The organism is Pseudomonas mandelii, from assembly GCF_024138395.1.
Lineage (GTDB): Bacteria > Pseudomonadota > Gammaproteobacteria > Pseudomonadales > Pseudomonadaceae > Aquipseudomonas > Aquipseudomonas mandelii_E.
Window position 1 is genome coordinate 19,896 of the sequence record NZ_JAMYDU010000034.1, and the last position, 20,076, is coordinate 39,971.

A 20,076-nucleotide genomic window follows, 5' to 3' on the forward strand; every position below is an offset into this window, starting at 1 on the left:
GTTTTACAGAAGCGATGTTGCAAGATGTCGCTCCGCCGCGAGGCGAAAAATCCGGGGCTATAGCTCAGCTGGGAGAGCGCTTGCATGGCATGCAAGAGGTCGACGGTTCGATCCCGTCTAGCTCCACCAATTTTACAGTTCAAGGTCTGGCCACACCGGCCTTGAATCGATCAGCTCTCAGCACTGATCAGTTGTATAGAAGGGTTTGTGTCCCCTTCGTCTAGTGGCCTAGGACACCGCCCTTTCACGGCGGTAACAGGGGTTCGAGTCCCCTAGGGGACGCCACGATTACCCGCTCTGCGGGATTTTTAAGGGTCATTCAATTATTGAATGGCCCTTTTGTTTGTCTGGCGTTTGGCCAACTCTCCTTTTTCCTCAAAACTGTTCTTCAGACCAGCGGTCACATCCACGACTTGCGAAAAATTATTATGAGAATAATATTCTAGTCGTAATATTCGGAGGCAACGATGAACGATAAAAAAGCTCAAACCCGCGAACGCATCCTCAAGGCTGCCAGTGCAGCGCTGATCCAGCGCGGCCCGGCCGAGCCGAGCGTGGGCGAAGTGATGGGCGCGGCTGGCCTGACGGTCGGCGGTTTCTATGCGCACTTCGAAAGCAAGGACGCCTTGATGCTGGAAGCGTTCAAGCAGCTACTCAGCCATCGTCGTGGCTTGATCGCCGACATGGACGCCGAGTTGACCGGCGAAGAGCGTCGCGCGTTGGTCGCAGCGTTCTACCTGTCGCGCAAACACCGTGATTCCACCGAGCATGCATGCCCGATTCCGGCGTCGGTCGGTGAGCTGGGCCGTCTGCCGGACGAATTTCGTGTGGCATTGAATGAACATGTTGAATTGATGGTCGCGCAGTTGGCGGCCAGTCCGGAAGACGCCGACAAAGCCTTGGCGGACATGGCCTTGATGGTCGGTGGTTTGGCGCTGGCGCGGGCGCTGGGGCCAGGAGAGTTGTCCGATCGATTGCTGCGCGCCGCCAAGTCGGCGGTGCTATGACCTAAAGGCGTCAGCCTGAGGAGATGGGCGATGAACACGTTGAGCTGGGTTCGTGGCGTTAATGGCACCTTGGGCTGGTTCGCGCCGAAACTGGTGGCGAGCAAAATGCGACTGGCATTCATGACGCCGCGGGAACTGCCGCCGCGTGATTGGGAATTGCCGCTGCTGGCGAAATCCGAACGAATCACTTTGCGCTTCGGTCTCTCTGCGCTGCGTTGGGGCCAAGGACCGGCGGTGTTGTTGATGCACGGCTGGGAGGGCCGGCCGACACAGTTTGCCGCGCTGATCACGGCGCTGGTCGATGCCGGTTACACTGTGGTTGCGCTGGACGGTCCGGCCCACGGTCGCTCGCCGGGTCGCGAGGCTAATGTGGTGTTGTTCGCTCGGGCGATGCTCGAAGCGGCCGCTGAATTGCCGCCGCTGCAAGCGGTGATCGGTCACTCCATGGGCGGCGCCAGTGCCATGCTCGCGGTTCAGTTGGGCTTGCGCACCGAAACCCTGGTCTCGATCGCCGCTCCGGCGCGAATTCTCGGGGTGCTGCGTGGGTTCGCCCGCTATGTGCGCCTGCCGCCCAAAGCCCGTTCGGCGTTTATTCGTCAGGTCGAGAAAGACGTCGGCATGCGCGCCGCCGCGCTGGATGTTGCGCGCTATCAGCTCGACATGCCGGGGTTGATCGTCCATGCCGAGGACGACAACTTTGTTCCAGTCAAGGAATCCCAATTGATTCACGAAGCCTGGTTTGACAGCCGTCTGTTGCGCCTGGAAGAAGGCGGGCATCAACGGGTGCTCGCCGATCCGCGGGTGATCGACGGCGTTCTCTCGCTGCTGGCCGGTCGCAGCCTGCAATCGCGCCAATCGGCCTGAGCATCCGTTACACTGCCCCGGTCGAAATAATCTGACCGGGAGTGGGGCATGGGCTGGGATCGGGCAACGCCGTTTATCATTGATCTGGAAGTAGGCGCCGAGGACATCGACGGGCTGGGCCACGCGAACAACGCGGTGTACGTGACCTGGCTCGAACGCTGCGCCTGGCGCCACTCGCAACGGCTGGGCCTGGACCTGGTCGAGTACCGGCGGCTGGATCGGGCGATGGCGGTGGTGCGGCACGAGATCGATTACCTGGCGGCGGCCTATGAGGGCGATGAGTTGCAGTTGGCGACCTGGATCGTCGATTGGGATCAGCGCCTGAAAATGACCCGACACTTTCAGTTGAAGCGCCCCAGCGACAACACCACGTTGCTGCGCGCGCAGACCACATTCGTATGCATCGAACTGTCGACCGGTAAGCCCAAGCGCATGCCGGCGGAATTCATCGAAGGCTACGGCCCTGCATTGCAAGTCGCGATCTAATTGACGCCTTCGCGGGCAAGCCTCGCTCCTACGAGGTCAGGTATTCCATCTGTAGGAGAGAGGCTGCCCGCGAAGGCGTCCGCACATTTACCACCGCCCGGTCTGACGAAATACCTTCTGCGGGCCGAAACCAGTAAACTGCCGCACGTTTTTCGTCGAGTGTGTTTTTCATGCAAATTGCTTTGGCGCCCATGGAGGGGTTGGTCGACAACATCCTGCGGGACGTGCTGACCCGTGTGGGCGGTATTGATTGGTGCGTGACCGAATTCATTCGGATCAACGATCAGCTGCTAACGCCTGCCTATTACCACAAGTTTGGCCCGGAATTGCTGACCGGCGCCCGGACCACCTCCGGTGTGCCGCTGCGGGTACAACTGCTCGGCTCCGATCCGGTGTGCCTGGCGGAAAACGCCGCGCTGGCCTGCGAGTTGGGTTCCGAAGTCATCGACCTGAACTTCGGCTGCCCGGCCAAGACTGTCAACAAATCCCGGGGCGGCGCGGTACTGCTCAAAGAGCCTGAACTGCTCAACCAAATCGTCGAACACGTCCGTCGTGCGGTGCCAGCGCACATTCCAGTGACCGCCAAGATGCGCCTCGGTTTCGACAGCCCGAACGGTGCACTTGTCTGTGCCACGGCCCTGGCCGAAGGCGGCGCGGCGCACATCGTGGTCCATGCGCGGACCAAGACCGATGGCTACAAGCCGCCGGCTCACTGGGAATGGATCCCTCGGGTGCAGGACGTGGTCAAGGTCCCGGTGTTTGCCAACGGTGACATCTGGAGCGTTGAAGACTGGCGCCGTTGCCGCGAAATCAGCGGCGTCGAAGACATCATGCTCGGTCGTGGTCTGGTATCACGCCCGGATCTGGCCCGGCAAATCGCCGCCGCCCGCGCCGGTGAAGACGTCGTCGAGATGACCTGGGACGAGCTGCTGCCGCTGATTCAGGACTTCTGGCTGCAAGCCAAGGCGCAGATGACGGCACGTCAATCGCCGGGTCGCTTGAAGCAGTGGCTCGCGATGCTGACCCGCAATTATCCCGAAGCGGTAGCGCTGTTCACCGTCCTGCGTCGTGAGACAGAGCTGGATAATGTCTCGCGTTTACTGGGTCTGCAGGTGTCTGAAGCAGCCTGAAAAAATCTTCAAATAATCTCTTGAAAAGTAATCAGCGGTCCTTATCTAAGGATTACGCGATGCCGAATTCGGGTCGCGGAGACAAAAAAACTTGCTGATTATGCTCAGGAGATTTGAATCATGAATACTGCATTTTCCCTGGCCCCACTGTTCCGTTCCTCGGTAGGTTTCGACCGTTTCAACGACCTGTTCGAAACCGCTCTGCGCAATGAGCCAGGTAGCACCTATCCACCCTACAACGTTGAAAAATACGGTGATGATCAATACCGCATTGTTGTAGCGGCCGCCGGTTTCCAGGAAGAAGACCTGGACCTGCAAGTGGAGAAAGGTGTGCTGACCATCAGTGGCGGCAAACGTGACGCGGATGAAAACGTCACTTATCTGTACCAAGGCATCGCTCAGCGTGCTTTCAAACTGTCGTTCCGTCTGGCGGACCATATTGAAATCAAGGCCGCCGAACTGCGCAACGGTTTGTTGAGCATCGACTTGCTGCGCGTGATTCCGGAAGAGGCGAAAGCCAAACGCATCCCGATAAACGGGACGGAAAAACCGGCTTTGCAGCACTGAGCCAAGCAACAAAAAGGGCGCCATCCACTGGCGCCCTTTTTTTGTGCGTATTTGTAGCACTGTAGCAGCTGTCGAGCTTGCGAGGCTGCGTTCGGCTGCGCAGCAGTCGTGAATTCAGACGGCGCGGTGTTTCAAGTAAGACCTTGCAGGCAGGTTTTACGACTGCTGCGCAGCCGAACGCAGCCTCGCAAGCTCGACAGCTGCTACAGCCGAACGCAGCCTCGCAAGCTCGACAGCTGCTACCGCCGAACGCAGCGGCTCGGCAGTTGCTACATCGACTCATTTGAGCAGTTTCTGAAACTCCTCCACCGGCAACGGCCGACTGTGCAAATACCCCTGATACAAATGGCAGCCCAGCCCCTGCAAAAACGCCAATTGCTCCAGGTTTTCCACCCCTTCGGCGATGACTTCCAGCTCCAGACTGCGGGCCATGGCGACGATGGCGCGAATGATTTCGGCATCGTTGGGATCGGTGGTGGCGTCGCGAATAAACGACTGGTCGATTTTCAGGGTGTCTACCGGCAGGCGCTTGAGGTAGGTCAGCGATGAGTAACCGGTACCGAAGTCGTCCATGGCAAAGCTCACACCGAGTTTTTTCAGGCGCCGCATTTTGCTGATGGTGTCATCCAGGTTCTGGATGACGATGCCTTCGGTAATTTCCAGTTTCAGCAATGAGCAGGGCAGGCCATGGCTGCCGAGGCTGTGCTCGACGCGTTCGACGAAATCGTTCTGGCGGAACTGCCGGGGGCTGATGTTTACGCACAGGCTGAAGTCGAGCGGGTCGATCAGGCCATTGGCGATCAGATGTTTGAAGGCCGCGCAGGCTTCGTCGAGGATCCATGTGCCGACTTCCAGAATCAGCCCGCTGTCTTCCAGCACTTTGATGAACTCGGTGGGCGATTGCGCGCCCAGCTGCGGATGATGCCAGCGTACCAAGGCTTCGGCGCCGGTTATGCGGTTGTCTCGAGCGTCCACCTGAGGTTGGTATTGCACGCTGAACTCACCCCGGGAAAGGGCAAGACGCAGGTCGGTTTCCATGCGCAGGCGTTCGCTGGCGGCCTTTTGCATGGTGTTGTGATACATCTGCGTGGTATTGCGGCCCGAGTCCTTGGCGCGGTAGAGGGCGATATCGGCGCGTTTGAGCAGGTCGGTCGGGGTCGAACCGTGGTCGGGGATCAGCGCGATGCCGATGCTCGGCGTCACTTGCAGGCGCTGTCCATCGAGGAACATCGGTTCGGACAGCAGTTCGCGCAAGGTGTCCGCCAACTCCCGGACCTGAGCGCTGACATCGCTACGCGAGCCTTCCAGGCCGCTGAGCAACACCACGAACTCGTCACCGCCCAGACGCGCGACGGTGTCTTCCATGCGCACGCTGGCTTCAAGGCGCGCGGTGATGATCTTCAGCACCGTATCGCCCACCGGGTGGCCGAGGGAGTCGTTGATGTGCTTGAAGTGGTCGAGGTCGAGGAACATCAGCGCGCCGCGCAGGTTGTGGCGTTTGAGCAGGGCGATCTGCTGGCTTAAGCGATCCATCAACAGTGCGCGGTTGGGCAGATTGGTCAGCGGGTCGTGGTAGGCCAGATGACGGATCTGCGCTTCGGCATTTTTCAGCAGGCTGACGTCCCGGGCGGTCAGCAGCAGGCACGCCGTTTCGTTGAGGGTGATTGGCTCCACCGAGACTTCGACGGTCAGCAATTCGCCGCGTTTGTTGCGCCCGAGCATTTCCTGATGATGAACCCGGCCCTTGATCTGTAGTTCCGCCAGCAACGCCGAGCGTTGTTTTTCTTCGGCCCAGATACCGACTTGATACACCGTTCGGCCGATCACTTCATCAGCGCGGTAGCCGGTAAGGCGACAGAAGCCGTCGTTAACCTCCAGGTAGCGTCCGGTGTCGCGCTCGGTAATGGTGATGGCGTCGGGGCTTGAGTGGAAAGCCTTGGCGAACTTCTCTTCGCTGGCCTTGAGCGCCGCTTCCGAGCGTTGCTGCTGGGTGATATCGCGCAGGGTGGTGACGATGCACGGTTGGTCACCGACGCTGATCTGTCGGCTGGAAATAACACAGGTCAGGGACTGCCCGTTCTTGTGCTGAACGATGATCGCCACATTGTTCAGGCCTTGTTCGCGGATGACCTGCTCGATCCTTTGCAGACTCTTTGCCGAAGCGTCCCACAGGCCGATTTGGTCGGCGCTGCGACCAATCACGTCGGTGGTGCTCCAGCCGAACGTCTGAGTGAAACTGGAGTTGATCTCGATGAAATGGCCGGTGTCCTGGCGTGTGACGCAGATCGGGTCCGGGCTGACCTGAAACAAAGTGGCGAATTTCTCTTCCGAGGCCACCAGTTGCTGTTCGCGTTCCACCTGATCAGTGATGTCCAGCAGTGTGCCGGCCATGCGCAGCGGGTTGCCATGGTCGTCTCGATAAAGTCTGGCGCGGCTTTCCAGGTAGCGCGAACTGCCGTCTTCCAGTTGCACCCGGTACGTCAGTTGATAATTGCCGGCCGGGCCTTCGCGCAAGCTGCGGTAGGCATCGCGCATGGTGTCGCGTTCTTCGCCGGGCACGCCTTCGAAAAACGCATCGAAGGATTCATGGAAGGGTTTGGGCTCCAGGCCATGCAACTGGGCGGCCCGTGCCGAGCCGTAAAGCATGCCACTGGGAATGTGCCAGTCCCAGGTGCCGAGTTGCGCCGAATCCAGGGCCAGGTCGAGGCGTTCCTGGCTGTCCTTGAGGGCGTGTTCGGCGATTTTACGTTCGGTGGTGTCAAGGAACGTGCTCAGCAGATAAGGCTGGCCTTCGAGTTCGACCTTCTGCGCGCTGAGGATGCCGTCGTGAACCTGCCCATTGCTGGCGCGAAACTGCACCTCCATGTTGATCAGTTCGCCTTTGGCCTTGGTGGCCTTGACCAGTTGCGCCCGTTGCTCCGGATTCACCCAAAGCCCCAGTTCTAGCGTGGTTCGGCCGATGGCGTCCTGCACCGGCCAGCCGAACAGGCTTTCGAAATACTGGTTGGCTTCGCTGATCAAGCCGTCTTCCTGACGGGTCAGCAGGACCATGTTCGGGCACAGGTGAAACAGCGTGGCGAAGCGTTTTTCCGAGCTGCTCAGCGCCTGTTCGCGCTGGCGCTGGTGGGTGATTTCACGAATGACCCCAATCATTCGCGGCCGGCCGTTTTTGTCCGGCAGCAGGCTGCCGTTGATTTCCAGCCAGTGCAGGCTGCCGTCGGGCCAGCGGATGCGGTGGTGCATCGCCTGTTCCAGCGGGGCGCCGGCGATCACCGCATGAAAGGCGCGAATGGTTTTCGCCCGATCCTCCTGGGGCAGCAGGTCGAGGTATTCCAGGTCCTCGGGCAACGGTTGCCGGGGATCGAAGCCGAACAACGCCTGAGTCCCCCGGGACCAACTGATTTGCCCCCGCTCGATGTCCCAATACCAGGCGCCCAGCCGCGCACCATTGAGGGCCGCCAGCAGCTGCGGGGCGCTTTCCCAGCTCTGCTCGGACCGTTTGGGGTCAAGTGCCTGAATTCGCGGCATCGGCGGCATACGTTCAACAGATTTGGGCATGGATAACAGGCCTTGGGCTGAATTGGGCGTTAGGCACAGGGTTTTGGGGCTCTATAGGCGTAGCACAAAAAGAAGAAGCACAGCTTAGCCGCGAGTCCCTGGCTGATCGATTTGTGCATCCAGCAGAGCCATGAAGGCCCGTGCCGCGTTCGACAGCGTCCGTTCGGTGTGCAGGATATAGCCTAGCTGGCGAGTGAGCTGTATGCCCGGCAAAGGTATGCGCGCCACTTGATCGTCCAGCATGGTGCGCGGCAAAACGCTCCAGGCGAGGCCGATCGAGACCATCATCTTTATGGTTTCCAGATAATTCGTGCTCATGGCGATGTTCGGCGTCAGGCCCTGGGCCTCGAACAGGCGCTGCACGATGTGGTGGGTAAAAGTATTGCCGCCGGGGAAAACCGCGGGGTGCAGGGCAATATCCGCCAGGCTGACCGGCCCGTTAGCGATCAGTGAATGCTCCGGGGCGACCACAAAATCCAGCGGGTCGTCCCACACGGGCGTGGCCTGGACCAGTGCGTGGGGCTCCGGTGCAAGGGTGATTACCGCCAGTTCGGCGCGGCCATGGAGGATTTCTTCGTAAGCCACTTCCGAATCGAGGAACTGAATATCCAGCGCCACTTGTGGGTAACGTCGAGTGAACTCCCTTAATAAGGGCGGCAAACGGTGCAGGCCAATGTGATGACTGGTGGCCAATGTCAGACGACCGGAGACTTCGCCGGTCAGGTTGGTCAGAGCGCGGCGGGTGTCATCCAGCACATTGAGGATCTGATAGGCCCGTGGCAGCAGGGCGCGACCGGCTTCGGTCAGGCTGACTTCCCGACCCAGTCGATCAAACAGCCGCACCTTCAATTGCTGTTCCAGCCCGGCGATGCGCTTGCTGATGGCGGGCTGCGTCAGGTGCAGCCGTTCGCCGGCGCCGGAGAAGCTTCCGGTCTCGGCAATCGCGATAAAAGCATTGAGGTTGGCGAGGTCCATGATGAGGTCTCAGTTGTATTCCAGATGGTTATGCAAAGCATGAAAAATATGAATTTGAGTTATTTAATGTAACCCCCTAGGATCGACCTCACAAGCCAAGGGGTTATTGAAATTGCTCAACACCCAGGGCATAGAAACAAGCTGATGAGGAAACCGTCTGATGGCCGGCAAAACGCTCTACGACAAGCTCTGGGATTCGCATTTGGTCAAGCAGCGCGACGATGGCTCGGCGCTGATCTATATCGATCGTCACATCATCCACGAAGTGACCTCGCCGCAAGCCTTCGAAGGCCTGCGTCTGGCCGGGCGCAAGCCTTGGCGCATCGATGCCAACATCGCGACCCCGGACCACAACGTTCCGACGACTCCGGAGCGCAAGGGCGGCATCGAAGCGATTGTCGACCAGGTCTCGCGTTTGCAGGTTCAGACCCTCGACGATAACTGTGACGAATACGGCATCGTCGAATTCAAGATGAACGATGTCCGCCAAGGCATCGTCCACGTCATCGGCCCGGAGCAGGGGGCAACTTTGCCGGGCATGACCGTGGTTTGCGGCGACTCCCATACTTCGACCCACGGCGCGTTCGGTGCCTTGGCTCACGGTATCGGCACGTCCGAGGTCGAGCACGTGCTCGCCACTCAGTGCCTGGTCGCAAAAAAAATGAAGAACATGCTGGTGTCCGTCGAAGGCCAATTGCCGTTCGGCGTGACGGCCAAGGATATCGTTCTCGCGGTGATCGGCAAGATCGGCACCGCCGGCGGTAACGGCCATGCCATCGAGTTCGCCGGTAGCGCGATTCGCGACTTGTCCGTTGAAGGCCGCATGACCATTTGCAACATGGCGATCGAGGCCGGCGCTCGCGTAGGTCTGGTGGTCGCCGACGAAAAAACCGTGGCTTACGTCAAGGGCCGTCCATTTGCTCCGAAAGGCGCGGAATGGGACTTGGCTGTCGAGGCCTGGAAAGACCTGGTTTCCGACGCGGATGCCAAGTTCGACACCATCGTCGAACTCGATGCCACGCAGATCAAACCGCAAGTCAGCTGGGGTACCTCGCCCGAGATGGTCTTGGCTGTCGATCAGAACGTTCCCGATCCTGCGAAGGAAATGGACCTGGTCAAGCGTGACTCGATCGTCCGAGCCTTGAAATACATGGGTTTGACCGCCAATCAGGCGATCACCGACATTCAGCTGGACCGCGTATTCATCGGCTCTTGCACCAACTCGCGGATCGAAGACCTGCGTGCCGCTGCCGTGATCGCCAAGGGCCGCAAAGTCGCTTCGACGATCAAGCAGGCCATCGTGGTGCCGGGTTCGGGACTGGTGAAGGCTCAGGCCGAATCCGAAGGCCTGGACAAGATTTTCCTCGAGGCCGGTTTCGAATGGCGCGAGCCGGGTTGCTCGATGTGCCTGGCGATGAACCCGGACCGTTTGGAGTCGGGCGAGCATTGCGCGTCGACCTCCAACCGTAACTTCGAAGGCCGTCAGGGCGCCGGTGGCCGTACGCACCTCGTCAGCCCGGCCATGGCCGCCGCCGCCGCTGTGAACGGTCGTTTCGTCGACGTCCGTGAATTGATCTAAAGGAGCGCAGCATGAAAGCTTTTACACAGCACACTGGTCTTGTCGCGCCTTTGGATCGTGCCAACGTCGACACCGACCAGATCATTCCGAAGCAGTTCTTGAAATCGATCAAACGCACCGGTTTCGGTCCGAACCTGTTCGATGAATGGCGTTACCTGGATGTCGGGCAGCCGTATCAGGACAACTCCAAGCGCCCGCTGAACAAGGATTTCGTCCTCAACGCCGAGCGTTATCAGGGCGCCAGCGTGTTGCTGGCCCGCGAGAACTTCGGTTGCGGCTCCAGTCGGGAGCACGCGCCGTGGGCGCTGGAAGAGTACGGTTTCCGCAGCATCATCGCGCCGAGCTACGCCGACATCTTCTTCAACAACAGCTTCAAGAACGGCTTGCTGCCGATCATCCTGAGCGACGCCGAAGTGGATGAGTTGTTCCAGCAGGTAGAGGCGACTCCGGGCTATCAGCTGCAGGTTGATCTGCAAGCCCAGACCGTGACCCGTCCGGATGGCAAAGTGTTGAGCTTTGAGATTGACGCGTTCCGTAAGCACTGCCTGCTCAATGGCCTGGACGATATCGGCCTGACCTTGCAGGACCACGAGGCGATTGCCGCGTTTGAAGCCAAGCATCGCGCGAGCCAGCCGTGGTTGTTTCGTGATGCGTGATTGATCCGGGATTGATGTAAGCAGTACCGGCCTCATCGCGGGCAAGCCCGCTCCCACAGGTTCTGTGAACACCGCCAATCCCTGTAGGAGCGAGGCTTGCCCGCGAAGAGGCCAGCCCAGACAACACAAGGCTAAACCCCAAAAGGAAGTCCCCATGACCAGCACCGCCCAGCACAGTCAGGTAGTACAAAAGCAATTCGGTGAACAGGCCTCGGCCTACCTGAGCAGCGCCGTACACGCTCAAGGCACTGAATTCGCGCTGCTACAGGCTGAACTGGCGGGGCAGGGCGATGCCCGTGTGCTCGACCTCGGTTGCGGCGCCGGTCACGTGAGTTTTCACGTGGCTTCACTGGTCAAGGAAGTGGTGGCTTACGACCTGTCTCAGCAGATGCTTGACGTGGTTGCCGCTGCTGCCATCGATCGCGGCTTGAGCAATGTGTCCACGGTACTCGGTGCCGCCGAGTGCCTGCCATTCGCCGATGGCGAGTTCGATTTCGTCTTCAGCCGTTATTCGGCACACCATTGGAGCGATCTTGGCCTGGCCCTGCGCGAAGTTCGTCGGGTACTGAAACCGGGCGGGGTGGCGGCATTCATCGATGTGTTGTCGCCGGGCAGCCCGTTGTTTGACACTTATTTGCAAAGCGTCGAAGTGCTGCGCGACACCAGCCACGTGCGCGATTATTCTGCCGGTGAGTGGTTGCGTCAGGTCAACGAAGCGGGGTTGCATACCCGCAGCACCACACGCCAACGGCTGCGCCTTGAATACACGTCCTGGGTCGAGCGCATGCGCACGCCGCAAGTGATGCGCGCGGCGATCCGCGAGTTGCAGCAATCGATGGGCAATGAAGTTCGCGAATATTTTGAGATTGAGGCCGATGGTTCGTTCAGTACCGATGTGCTGGTGCTGATGGCTGAACGATAAGCGCCAAGACTTTTTCCGGGTACGCCCAAGGGCGCACCGACTGATGACATGAGGAAAGCATGAGCAAGCAGATTCTGATTCTCCCGGGTGACGGTATTGGCCCGGAAATCATGGCCGAAGCGGTCAAGGTGCTGGAGCTGGCGAACGACAAATACAGCCTGGGCTTCGAACTGAGTCATGACGTGATCGGTGGCGCCGCCATCGACAAGCACGGCGTGCCGCTGGCCGACGAAACCCTGGCCCGTGCCCGTGCCGCCGATGCGGTATTGCTGGGCGCCGTGGGCGGCCCGAAATGGGACACCATCGAACGTGACATCCGCCCTGAACGCGGTCTGCTGAAAATCCGTGCGCAACTGGGCCTGTTCGGCAACTTGCGTCCGGCAATCCTGTACCCGCAACTGGCCGACGCTTCCAGCCTGAAGGCAGAAATCGTTGCTGGCCTGGACATCCTGATCGTCCGTGAACTGACCGGCGGCATCTACTTCGGCGCACCACGCGGTGTGCGTGAACTGGAAAACGGCGAGCGTCAGGCCTACGACACCCTGCCGTACAGCGAAACTGAAATCCGCCGTATCGCCCGTGTCGGTTTCGACATGGCCCGCGTGCGCGGCAAGAAGCTGTGCTCGGTGGACAAGGCCAACGTGCTGGCGTCCAGCCAACTGTGGCGTGAAGTCGTCGAGCAAGTGGCCAAGGACTACCCGGACGTCGAACTGAGCCACATGTACGTCGACAATGCCGCCATGCAACTGGTGCGTGCACCGAAGCAATTCGACGTGATCGTCACCGACAACCTGTTCGGCGACATTCTTTCCGACGAAGCGTCGATGCTCACCGGCTCGATCGGCATGCTGCCATCGGCGTCGCTGGATGCCGACAACAAAGGCATGTACGAGCCGTGCCACGGTTCGGCGCCGGACATCGCTGGCAAGGGCATTGCCAACCCGTTGGCGACCATTCTGTCGGTGTCGATGATGCTGCGTTACAGCTTCAATCTGCAGGACGCGGCCGATGCCATCGAGAAGGCCGTGAGCCTGGTATTGGATCAAGGCCTGCGCACGGGCGACATCTGGTCGGCTGGTTGCACCAAGGTCGGTACGCAGGAAATGGGCGATGCAGTAGTCGCCGCGCTGCGGAATCTGTAATCTCTTTGGCCCGCTGCAACTTTCAACCATGAAAGCAGCGGCCCACTTTTAAGAAGGTGTAGTTGCGATGAAACGTGTAGGTCTGATCGGTTGGCGCGGTATGGTCGGTTCCGTGCTCATGCAGCGGATGCTGGAAGAGCAGGATTTCGATCTTATTGAGCCGGTGTTTTTCACCACTTCCAATGTCGGTGGCCAAGGCCCGTCCGTGGGCAAGGACATTGCTCCGCTCAAGGACGCTTACAGCATTGAAGAGCTGAAAACCCTCGACGTGATTCTGACCTGCCAGGGTGGCGACTACACCAGCGAAGTCTTCCCGAAACTGCGCGAAGCCGGCTGGCAGGGTTACTGGATCGACGCCGCTTCCAGCCTGCGCATGCAGGATGACGCGGTGATCGTGCTGGACCCGGTGAACCGCAAGGTCATCGACCAGCAGCTCGATGCGGGCACCAAGAATTACATCGGCGGTAACTGCACCGTCAGCCTGATGCTGATGGGCCTGGGCGGCCTGTTTGAAGCCGGTCTGGTCGAGTGGATGAGCGCCATGACCTATCAGGCGGCCTCCGGTGGCGGCGCGCAGCACATGCGTGAACTGATCAAGCAAATGGGTGTGACCCACGGCGCTGTCGCCGATCAACTGGCCGATCCGGCCAGCGCCATCCTCGACATCGACCGCCGTGTCGCCGAAGCCATGCGCAGCGACGCGTACCCGACCGAAAACTTCGGCGTTCCGTTGGCCGGCAGCCTGATCCCGTGGATCGACAAGGAACTACCGAACGGTCAGAGCCGCGAAGAGTGGAAGGCCCAGGCCGAGACCAACAAGATCCTCGGTCGCTTCAAGAGCCCGATCCCGGTCGACGGCATCTGCGTGCGCATCGGCGCCATGCGTTGCCACAGCCAGGCGCTGACCATCAAGCTGAACAAAGACGTGCCGATCGCCGACATCGAAGGGCTGATCAGCCAGCACAACCCTTGGGTCAAACTGGTGCCGAACAATCGCGAAATCAGCATGCAGGAACTGAGCCCGACAAAGGTTACCGGTACCCTGAACGTGCCGGTTGGCCGCCTGCGCAAGCTGAACATGGGTTCGCAATTCGTCGGTGCCTTCACCGTCGGCGACCAACTGCTATGGGGCGCGGCCGAACCGCTGCGTCGCATGCTGCGGATCCTGCTTGAGCGTTGATAGATTGATGTAATGAAGAACCCGCGCCTTGAAAGAGGTGCGGGTTTTTTATGCGCGGCAGTCCGACGATGCTCGGTTGTCAGTTATTCCGTCATCGCGGGCAAGCCCGCTCCCACAAGGTTGGGGTCGTATGCAAAATATGGGAGCCCCACAAAACCTGTGGGAGCGGGCTTGCCCGCGATGAAGCCGGTATAGGCGCCACAAATCCCTGGCAGAAATTGCCTGCACGCCAACCACCCGGTAAAGTGCCGCTCCCCCCGTTTCGCCAGAGGTAGAACCATGAGCCAGTCCTTTGATATTGCCGTGATCGGCGCCACCGGTACTGTCGGCGAAACACTCGTCCAGATTCTCGAAGAGCGGGATTTTCCGGTCGCTAACCTGCACCTGCTGGCGAGCAGTGAGTCGGCCGGGCATTCGGTACCGTTTCGCGGCAAGAACGTGCGGGTGCGGGAAGTCGATGAATTCGATTTCAGCAAAGTCCAATTGGTGTTCTTTGCCGCCGGCCCGGCGGTGACCCTCAGTTTCGCCCCGCGTGCCACGGCCGCCGGTTGCTCGCTGATTGACCTGTCCGGCGCCTTGCCGGCCGATCAGGCGCCGCAAGTGGTGCCTGAGGCCAATGCTGAAATTCTGGCCGGCCTGAAAAAGCCTTTCCAGGTCAGTAGCCCAAGCCCTTCGGCCGCGACGCTGGCGGTGGTGCTCGCGCCATTGCGCGGTTTGCTCGACCTGCAACACATCAGTCTGACAGCGTGTCTGGCGGTTTCTGCCCAAGGCCGCGAAGCCGTCACCGAGCTGGCCCGACAAACCGCCGAGCTGCTCAATGTGCGTCCGCTGGAGCCAGCGTTCTTTGATCGACAGATGGCTTTTAACCTGCTGGCGCAAGTCGGCAAGCCTGATGATCAGGGCCATACGTTGCTGGAAAAGCGCCTGGTGCGCGAACTGCGTCAGGTCATGGCGCTTCCTTCATTAAAGATTTCCGTCACTTGCATTCAAGCTCCAGTGTTTTTCGGCGATAGCTTTAGCGTGACCTTGCAGTCTTCAAGCGCTGTCGACCTGGCGAAAGTCAACGCGGCACTGGAAGCGGCACCCGGTGTCGAACTGGTCGAGGCCGGCGATTACCCGACCCCGGTGGGCGATGCGGTAGGGCAGGACGTGGTTTACGTTGGTCGGGTTCGCAGCGGGATCGACGACCCGGCGGAACTTAATGTGTGGCTGACGTCAGATAACGTACGCAAAGGGGCCGCGCTCAATGCTGTGCAGGTGGCTGAATTGTTGATAAAAGACCTGCTGTAAAAGATACTTGGCAACAATTTATCGAATGATTCCCGTCGAGCGTCATGCTTGGCCGGAATGCTTAAGGTGAGCCACTCCGCAGGGCTTCCCATTGCATGAATAAAATGATCGCGCGCGACGACCCTTCGCCGCCGCGCGCAACGCCTTACGGCAGCGGCAATCAACACCTTCTCGCTGGCCGAGGAATGTTCAAACAAAGGAAGAGGTTATGGTTCAAGTTCGCAAACTGGTGTTAGCAATAGCGGCCGCCTCGGCGCTGTCCTCCGGTATGGCGCATGCCCTCGGGCTCGGGGAATTGACCCTGAAATCGACGCTGAACCAGCCTCTGGTCGCGGAAATCGAGTTGCTCGACGTCAAGGACCTCACGGCCGCCGAAGTGGTGCCGAGCCTGGCCTCGCCCGAAGATTTCGCCAAGGCCGGTGTCGACCGTCAGGCATTTCTCAATGACCTGACCTTCACTCCGGTGCTTAACGCCAGCGGCAAAAGCATCCTGCGCGTCACGTCCAGCAAACCGCTGTCCGAACCGATGGTGAAATTCCTGGTTCAGGTGATGTGGCCCAACGGTCGCCTGCTACGCGATTACAGCGTGCTGCTCGATCCGTCCAAATTCTCGCCGCAGACCGCCGATGCCGCCGCACAACCGGCACCAGCCCAAACGGTGACCGCGCCGGTCACTGGCGCGACCAAATCGTCGCAATACACCACCACGCCGCGCGATACCCTGTGGGAAATCGCCGCGAAGGCGCGTAATGGAGGTTCGATTCAGCAGACCATGCTGGCCATCCAGGCGCTGAACCCGGATGCGTTCATCGACGGCAACATCAACCGGCTGAAAACCGGTCAGGTGCTGCGTCTGCCTGATCAGGTGCAGAGCACCAACCTGCCACAACCCAAGGCCATCGCTGAGGTCGCCGCGCAGAACACTGCATGGCGTCAGGGCCGTCGCTATGTTGCGAAACCGGGAACCGGTCAACAGCAACTCGACGCCACCAAGCGCGCTCGCGGTGAAGGTGCTTCATCGCAACCTGCCGCAGACAAGCTGAGCCTGGTCTCTGCCGATACCGGCAAGGGCGGCAAAGGTGCCGCCGGTGATGCGAAAGCTTTAAGCGATAAGCTGGCCGTCACCGAGGAAAGCCTCGACGCCACTCGTCGTGACAACGCCGAATTGAAAAGCCGCATGAGCGATCTGCAAAGTCAGCTGGACAAGCTGCAACGTCTGATCGAACTGAAGAACAACCAATTGGCCAAGTTGCAGGCAGAAGGCGGCGCGGATGCACCGGCTTCGGGCGCTCCGGCGATGTCAGCCGAGCTGGCGGCCAACCCTGCGGCAATGCCTGCGGACGCGGCTCCGACAACACCTGCACCAGAGGCTGCTGCGCCAGAAGCCGTTCCGGCAGAAGCCGTCGAGCCAACGCCTGCGACATCCGATGATCAGAAATTCAACGAGCTGCTGACCAACCCGATCCTGCTGGGTCTGGTGGGTGGTGGTGCGGTGGTGCTGCTGCTCTTGCTGTTGTTGCTGGCCCGTCGCCGCAAAGCTCAGCAAGAGGCCGAGAAGCATCTGCGCATGGCCCGTGCCTTGGAGGAGGAACAAGAGTTCTCCGCCGACCAGGATCTGCCGGAAAGCAGCTTCGAAGGTCTGGAAGTTCCGCCACCGAGTGTGAAACTCGCGACCGCACCAACGCCAGCACCCGCGCCGGCCCCGGTGATTGCTCCGGTTGTGGTGACGCCGCCGATCGCTGCGCCACTGGTATCACCTGCCGCCGAGCGTTCCGAGCGTTCCGATGACGTACTGGCTCAGGCGCAGTCGCACATTGCAGGCGGTCGTCTGAATCAGGCCGCCGCATTGCTGGAAGACGCTATCAAACAAGAGCCGCAACGCAGTGACCTGCGCTTGAAGCTGATGGAAGTCTACGGTCAGCAGGGCGACCGCGATGCGTTCGTCGCTCAGGAACGTCAACTGGTGGCCAACGGCGATAACTTCGCCCGGGTCGAAGAGTTGAAAAGCCGCTTCCCGGCCATGGCTGTTGTGGCGGCCAGCGGTCTGGCTGCCGCCGCCATCGCCGCGGAGCTGGATGCGCAATACGTCAAGGACCTGCTGCTGGACGAACCGCAATCCCCAGAACCGGCATTGTCCGACTTCGACAGCGCATTCGATCTGAGCCTGGACGATCTGGAAGCGGCTACTCCGATCGCGCCGGTTGTTTTGGCGGAACCAGAGCCAGCACCGGAGCCAACACCAGTACCAGAACCAGTACCAGAGCCAGAAGCTCTGCCTGAGCTGGACGACTTCCCGCTGGACGACGATCTGAGCTTTGAGTCGGTGTTGCAACAACAGACTGAAATCAAGGAAAACCTCGACGATTTGTCGGACTTCGACCTGGACATGGATCTGGGCGGCAATGCCTCGCCGGCAACGTTGGCCGAAGACGACTTCCTGCTGAGTCTGGATGAAGATCTCAAGGACTTGCCTGCCGCCGAAGCGCTGCCCGTGACCGAGCCGACGCTCGATGATCTGGAGCTGCCTGCGGATTTCGATCTGTCACTGGCCGATGAAATGGACGTCGCCCCGGATCAGCCTGACGCCTTCGAAAGCGAACTCAATGACGTCAATGCAGAGCTGGATCGTCTGTCCCAGAGCCTCGTTGAGCCGAGCTTCACCGAGGAAGACGCTTTGGCCTCCGCGGCCGATGAGCCGGACTTCGATTTCCTCTCCGGCACCGACGAAGTCGCCACCAAACTCGACCTGGCTCAGGCCTACATCGACATGGGTGACAGCGACGGCGCCCGGGACATCCTCAATGAGGTAGTGACCGAGGGCGATGACGGTCAGAAGAACGAAGCCAAGGAAATGCTCTCGCGTCTGGCGTGAAGCGTCGGTAAGGCATAAACAAAACGGCAGCCCATCGAGGCTGCCGTTTTTGTTTCAGCCGACGACAGATCGTTCCCACGCTCCTGCGTGGGAATGCATCCCGTGACGCTCTGCGTCACATTCAGAAGCGGAACGCGGAGCGTCCCTGGCGGCATTCCCACGCGGAGCGTGGGAACGATCAATATTCAACACCGTGTCGACTGTTGCACTGGCGTCCCCGTCCGGCGGCCTTATAATGCCTCCTTTGCGTAGATCAGCAGGCTGTCACCCCTTGGCAAATATAGATAACCCGGCCGCCGAAATGGCGGCCGACGGCTTTTTCCGGATCGCGTTGGGCGTTGAATACAAAGGTTCGCGCTATCGCGGCTGGCAGCGTCAGGCCTCCGGTGTGGCCACGGTGCAGGAAACCCTCGAAAAGGCCTTGTCCAAAGTCGCCGACTCACCGGTGTCGCTGCATTGTGCCGGGCGCACCGACGCCGGTGTGCATGCTTGCGGGCAGGTGGTGCATTTCGATACCCAGGTCGAACGTTCAATGAAGGCCTGGGTCATGGGCGCCAACATCAACTTGCCGCATGACGTCAGCGTCAGTTGGGCCAAGGTCATGCCGGCGGATTTCCATGCGCGATTCAAGGCCATCGCCCGTCGTTATCGTTACGTGATCTACAACGATCAGATCCGCCCGGCGCACCTGAACGAAGAAATCACCTGGAACCACCGTCCACTGGACGTCGAGCGCATGTCCGAGGCCGCTCAGTATCTGGTCGGCACCCACGACTTCAGCGCATTCCGCGCCGGCCAGTGCCAGGCCAAATCGCCGATCAAAGAGCTGCATCACCTGCGTGTCACCCGCCACGGCAAAATGATCGTGCTGGATATCCGCGCCAGCGCGTTCCTGCACCACATGGTGCGCAACATCGCAGGCGTGCTGATGACCATCGGTGCCGGCGAGCGTCCCGTGGAGTGGATGAAGGAAGTCCTGGAAAGCCGCGTGCGTCGTTCCGGCGGGGTGACGGCCCATCCGTATGGCCTGTATCTGGTGCAGGTCGAGTATCGCGACGAGTTTGAATTGCCCGAGCGTTACATCGGTCCACACTTCCTCACCGGATTCTCGGAACTTGACGGCTGACGCCCTCGAACGCTTTTGTTACCATCCGGGACTTTCCCGGATTTGTCCTGAGGTTCTATCGACATGTCAGCCGTTCGCAGCAAAATTTGTGGGATTACCCGCATAGAGGATGCGTTGGCGGCGGTCGAGGCCGGGGCCGATGCCATCGGATTGGTGTTCTACGCCAAAAGCCCGCGGGCCGTGACGTTCCAGCAGGCGAGGGCGATCATCGAAGCGCTGCCGCCATTCGTGACCACCGTGGGTTTGTTCGTCAATGCCAGCCGCTGCGAGTTGGGGGAAATCCTCGACGCCGTGCCGCTGGACTTGTTGCAGTTCCATGGTGACGAGACCGCGGCCGACTGTGAAGGGTGGCACCGACCGTACATCAAGGCGTTGCGGGTCAAGGCCGGTGATGACATCGCCGCCGCTTGCGATGCCTATGCCGGTGCCAGCGGGATCCTGCTCGACACGTACGTCGAAGGTATTCCCGGCGGAACCGGTGAAGCGTTCGACTGGTCTCTGATACCGCAAGGCCTGAGCAAGCCGATCATCCTGGCGGGCGGCTTGACACCGGACAACGTCGCCGAAGCGATTGCCCGGGTTCGGCCTTACGCGGTGGACGTCAGCGGTGGAGTAGAGGCGAGCAAGGGCATCAAGGATCACGCAAAGATTCAGGCATTCATCAAAGCAGTGCGCGGGAGCCTGCGATGATGTGACGGCTGGCAGACTGCCGCCGTCCACAG

The 20,076-nt window shown here is 60.2% G+C and carries 16 protein-coding genes and 2 tRNA genes; 16 read left to right on the forward strand and 2 right to left on the reverse strand.

Annotated features, from left to right (window positions below):
- Positions 1–53 precede the first annotated feature (53 nt).
- The 7 genes from NHU87_RS26610 (at position 54) to NHU87_RS26640 (ending at position 4,054) form a co-directional block, all read left to right on the forward strand.
- A tRNA-Ala gene (locus tag NHU87_RS26610) sits at positions 54–129 on the forward strand.
- Positions 130–209: 80 nt separating this feature from the next.
- Positions 210–285, forward strand: a tRNA-Glu gene (locus NHU87_RS26615).
- A gap of 182 nt (positions 286–467) precedes the next feature.
- The gene (locus tag NHU87_RS26620; RefSeq protein ID WP_253554026.1) at positions 468–1,007 is read left to right on the forward strand and encodes a TetR/AcrR family transcriptional regulator; all 540 of its coding nucleotides are present in this window, start codon (positions 468–470) and stop codon (positions 1,005–1,007) included.
- Positions 1,008–1,037: 30 nt separating this feature from the next.
- Positions 1,038–1,871, forward strand: coding sequence for an alpha/beta fold hydrolase (locus NHU87_RS26625; RefSeq protein ID WP_007905981.1), 834 nt, complete (start codon positions 1,038–1,040; stop codon positions 1,869–1,871).
- Between the two features lie 48 nt (positions 1,872–1,919).
- A complete protein-coding gene (locus tag NHU87_RS26630) occupies positions 1,920–2,357 on the forward strand; it encodes an acyl-CoA thioesterase (RefSeq protein ID WP_123365482.1) in 438 nt (145 codons plus the stop codon).
- Between the two features lie 170 nt (positions 2,358–2,527).
- A complete protein-coding gene (locus tag NHU87_RS26635) occupies positions 2,528–3,487 on the forward strand; it encodes a tRNA dihydrouridine synthase (RefSeq protein ID WP_253554029.1) in 960 nt (319 codons plus the stop codon).
- A gap of 120 nt (positions 3,488–3,607) precedes the next feature.
- Positions 3,608–4,054 carry an Hsp20 family protein gene (locus NHU87_RS26640; protein WP_253554031.1) on the forward strand — a complete coding sequence of 149 codons (447 nt, stop codon included), beginning with the start codon at positions 3,608–3,610 and terminating at the stop codon, positions 4,052–4,054.
- A gap of 279 nt (positions 4,055–4,333) precedes the next feature.
- On the opposite strand, the gene NHU87_RS26645 is transcribed toward NHU87_RS26640, so the two are convergent.
- A complete protein-coding gene (locus NHU87_RS26645; protein WP_253554039.1) occupies positions 4,334–7,612 on the reverse strand; it encodes a PAS domain S-box protein in 3,279 nt (1,092 codons plus the stop codon).
- A gap of 84 nt (positions 7,613–7,696) precedes the next feature.
- Positions 7,697–8,587, reverse strand: coding sequence for a LysR family transcriptional regulator (locus NHU87_RS26650; protein ID WP_253554041.1), 891 nt, complete (start codon positions 8,585–8,587; stop codon positions 7,697–7,699).
- A gap of 160 nt (positions 8,588–8,747) precedes the next feature.
- On the opposite strand from NHU87_RS26650, the gene leuC reads away from it, so the two are divergent.
- The 9 genes from leuC to NHU87_RS26695 all read left to right on the forward strand — a co-directional run bounded on the left by leuC (position 8,748) and on the right by NHU87_RS26695 (position 20,044).
- Entirely contained in the window at positions 8,748–10,166 is a 1,419-nt protein-coding gene (leuC, locus tag NHU87_RS26655) for a 3-isopropylmalate dehydratase large subunit (RefSeq protein ID WP_253554043.1), read from the forward strand.
- An 11-nt stretch (positions 10,167–10,177) separates the two neighbouring features.
- Positions 10,178–10,822: a 3-isopropylmalate dehydratase small subunit gene (gene leuD / locus NHU87_RS26660; RefSeq protein WP_253554045.1), complete on the forward strand. Its 645-nt coding sequence runs from the start codon at positions 10,178–10,180 to the stop codon at positions 10,820–10,822.
- A 154-nt stretch (positions 10,823–10,976) separates the two neighbouring features.
- Entirely contained in the window at positions 10,977–11,744 is a 768-nt protein-coding gene (locus NHU87_RS26665) for a class I SAM-dependent methyltransferase (RefSeq protein ID WP_253554047.1), read from the forward strand.
- A gap of 59 nt (positions 11,745–11,803) precedes the next feature.
- A complete protein-coding gene (leuB, locus tag NHU87_RS26670; RefSeq protein WP_253554049.1) occupies positions 11,804–12,886 on the forward strand; it encodes a 3-isopropylmalate dehydrogenase in 1,083 nt (360 codons plus the stop codon).
- A gap of 67 nt (positions 12,887–12,953) precedes the next feature.
- On the forward strand, positions 12,954–14,066 hold the full coding sequence (asd, locus tag NHU87_RS26675) for an aspartate-semialdehyde dehydrogenase (protein WP_007935182.1): 1,113 nt from the start codon (positions 12,954–12,956) through the stop codon (positions 14,064–14,066).
- 279 nt (positions 14,067–14,345) lie between these two features.
- The gene (locus tag NHU87_RS26680) at positions 14,346–15,356 is read left to right on the forward strand and encodes an aspartate-semialdehyde dehydrogenase (protein WP_253554052.1); all 1,011 of its coding nucleotides are present in this window, start codon (positions 14,346–14,348) and stop codon (positions 15,354–15,356) included.
- Between the two features lie 208 nt (positions 15,357–15,564).
- Positions 15,565–18,228 (forward strand): FimV/HubP family polar landmark protein, encoded by a 2,664-nt coding sequence (locus tag NHU87_RS26685; RefSeq protein WP_253554055.1) that lies wholly within the window; start codon positions 15,565–15,567, stop codon positions 18,226–18,228.
- Positions 18,229–18,529: 301 nt separating this feature from the next.
- Positions 18,530–19,354 carry a tRNA pseudouridine(38-40) synthase TruA gene (gene truA / locus NHU87_RS26690; protein ID WP_253554112.1) on the forward strand — a complete coding sequence of 275 codons (825 nt, stop codon included), beginning with the start codon at positions 18,530–18,532 and terminating at the stop codon, positions 19,352–19,354.
- Positions 19,355–19,417: 63 nt separating this feature from the next.
- Positions 19,418–20,044 carry a phosphoribosylanthranilate isomerase gene (locus NHU87_RS26695; RefSeq protein WP_253554059.1) on the forward strand — a complete coding sequence of 209 codons (627 nt, stop codon included), beginning with the start codon at positions 19,418–19,420 and terminating at the stop codon, positions 20,042–20,044.
- The last annotated feature ends 32 nt before the right edge of the window (positions 20,045–20,076 follow it).

Bases quoted from the DNA above. Each gene is read 5' to 3' on its own strand.
- leuD (WP_253554045.1), top strand. From the start codon at position 10,178: ATGAAAGCTTTTACACAGCACACTGGTCTTGTCGCGCCTTTGGATCGT.
- NHU87_RS26625 (WP_007905981.1), top strand. From the start codon at position 1,038: ATGAACACGTTGAGCTGGGTTCGTGGCGTTAATGGCACCTTGGGCTGG.
- NHU87_RS26685 (WP_253554055.1), top strand. From the start codon at position 15,565: ATGGTTCAAGTTCGCAAACTGGTGTTAGCAATAGCGGCCGCCTCGGCG.
- asd (WP_007935182.1), top strand. From the start codon at position 12,954: ATGAAACGTGTAGGTCTGATCGGTTGGCGCGGTATGGTCGGTTCCGTG.
- leuC (WP_253554043.1), top strand. From the start codon at position 8,748: ATGGCCGGCAAAACGCTCTACGACAAGCTCTGGGATTCGCATTTGGTC.
- NHU87_RS26635 (WP_253554029.1), top strand. From the start codon at position 2,528: ATGCAAATTGCTTTGGCGCCCATGGAGGGGTTGGTCGACAACATCCTG.
- NHU87_RS26640 (WP_253554031.1), top strand. From the start codon at position 3,608: ATGAATACTGCATTTTCCCTGGCCCCACTGTTCCGTTCCTCGGTAGGT.
- NHU87_RS26645 (WP_253554039.1), bottom strand. From the start codon at position 7,612: ATGCCCAAATCTGTTGAACGTATGCCGCCGATGCCGCGAATTCAGGCA.
- NHU87_RS26695 (WP_253554059.1), top strand. From the start codon at position 19,418: ATGTCAGCCGTTCGCAGCAAAATTTGTGGGATTACCCGCATAGAGGAT.
- NHU87_RS26680 (WP_253554052.1), top strand. From the start codon at position 14,346: ATGAGCCAGTCCTTTGATATTGCCGTGATCGGCGCCACCGGTACTGTC.
- NHU87_RS26665 (WP_253554047.1), top strand. From the start codon at position 10,977: ATGACCAGCACCGCCCAGCACAGTCAGGTAGTACAAAAGCAATTCGGT.
- NHU87_RS26620 (WP_253554026.1), top strand. From the start codon at position 468: ATGAACGATAAAAAAGCTCAAACCCGCGAACGCATCCTCAAGGCTGCC.
- truA (WP_253554112.1), top strand. From the start codon at position 18,530: ATGGCGGCCGACGGCTTTTTCCGGATCGCGTTGGGCGTTGAATACAAA.
- leuB (WP_253554049.1), top strand. From the start codon at position 11,804: ATGAGCAAGCAGATTCTGATTCTCCCGGGTGACGGTATTGGCCCGGAA.
- NHU87_RS26630 (WP_123365482.1), top strand. From the start codon at position 1,920: ATGGGCTGGGATCGGGCAACGCCGTTTATCATTGATCTGGAAGTAGGC.
- NHU87_RS26650 (WP_253554041.1), bottom strand. From the start codon at position 8,587: ATGGACCTCGCCAACCTCAATGCTTTTATCGCGATTGCCGAGACCGGA.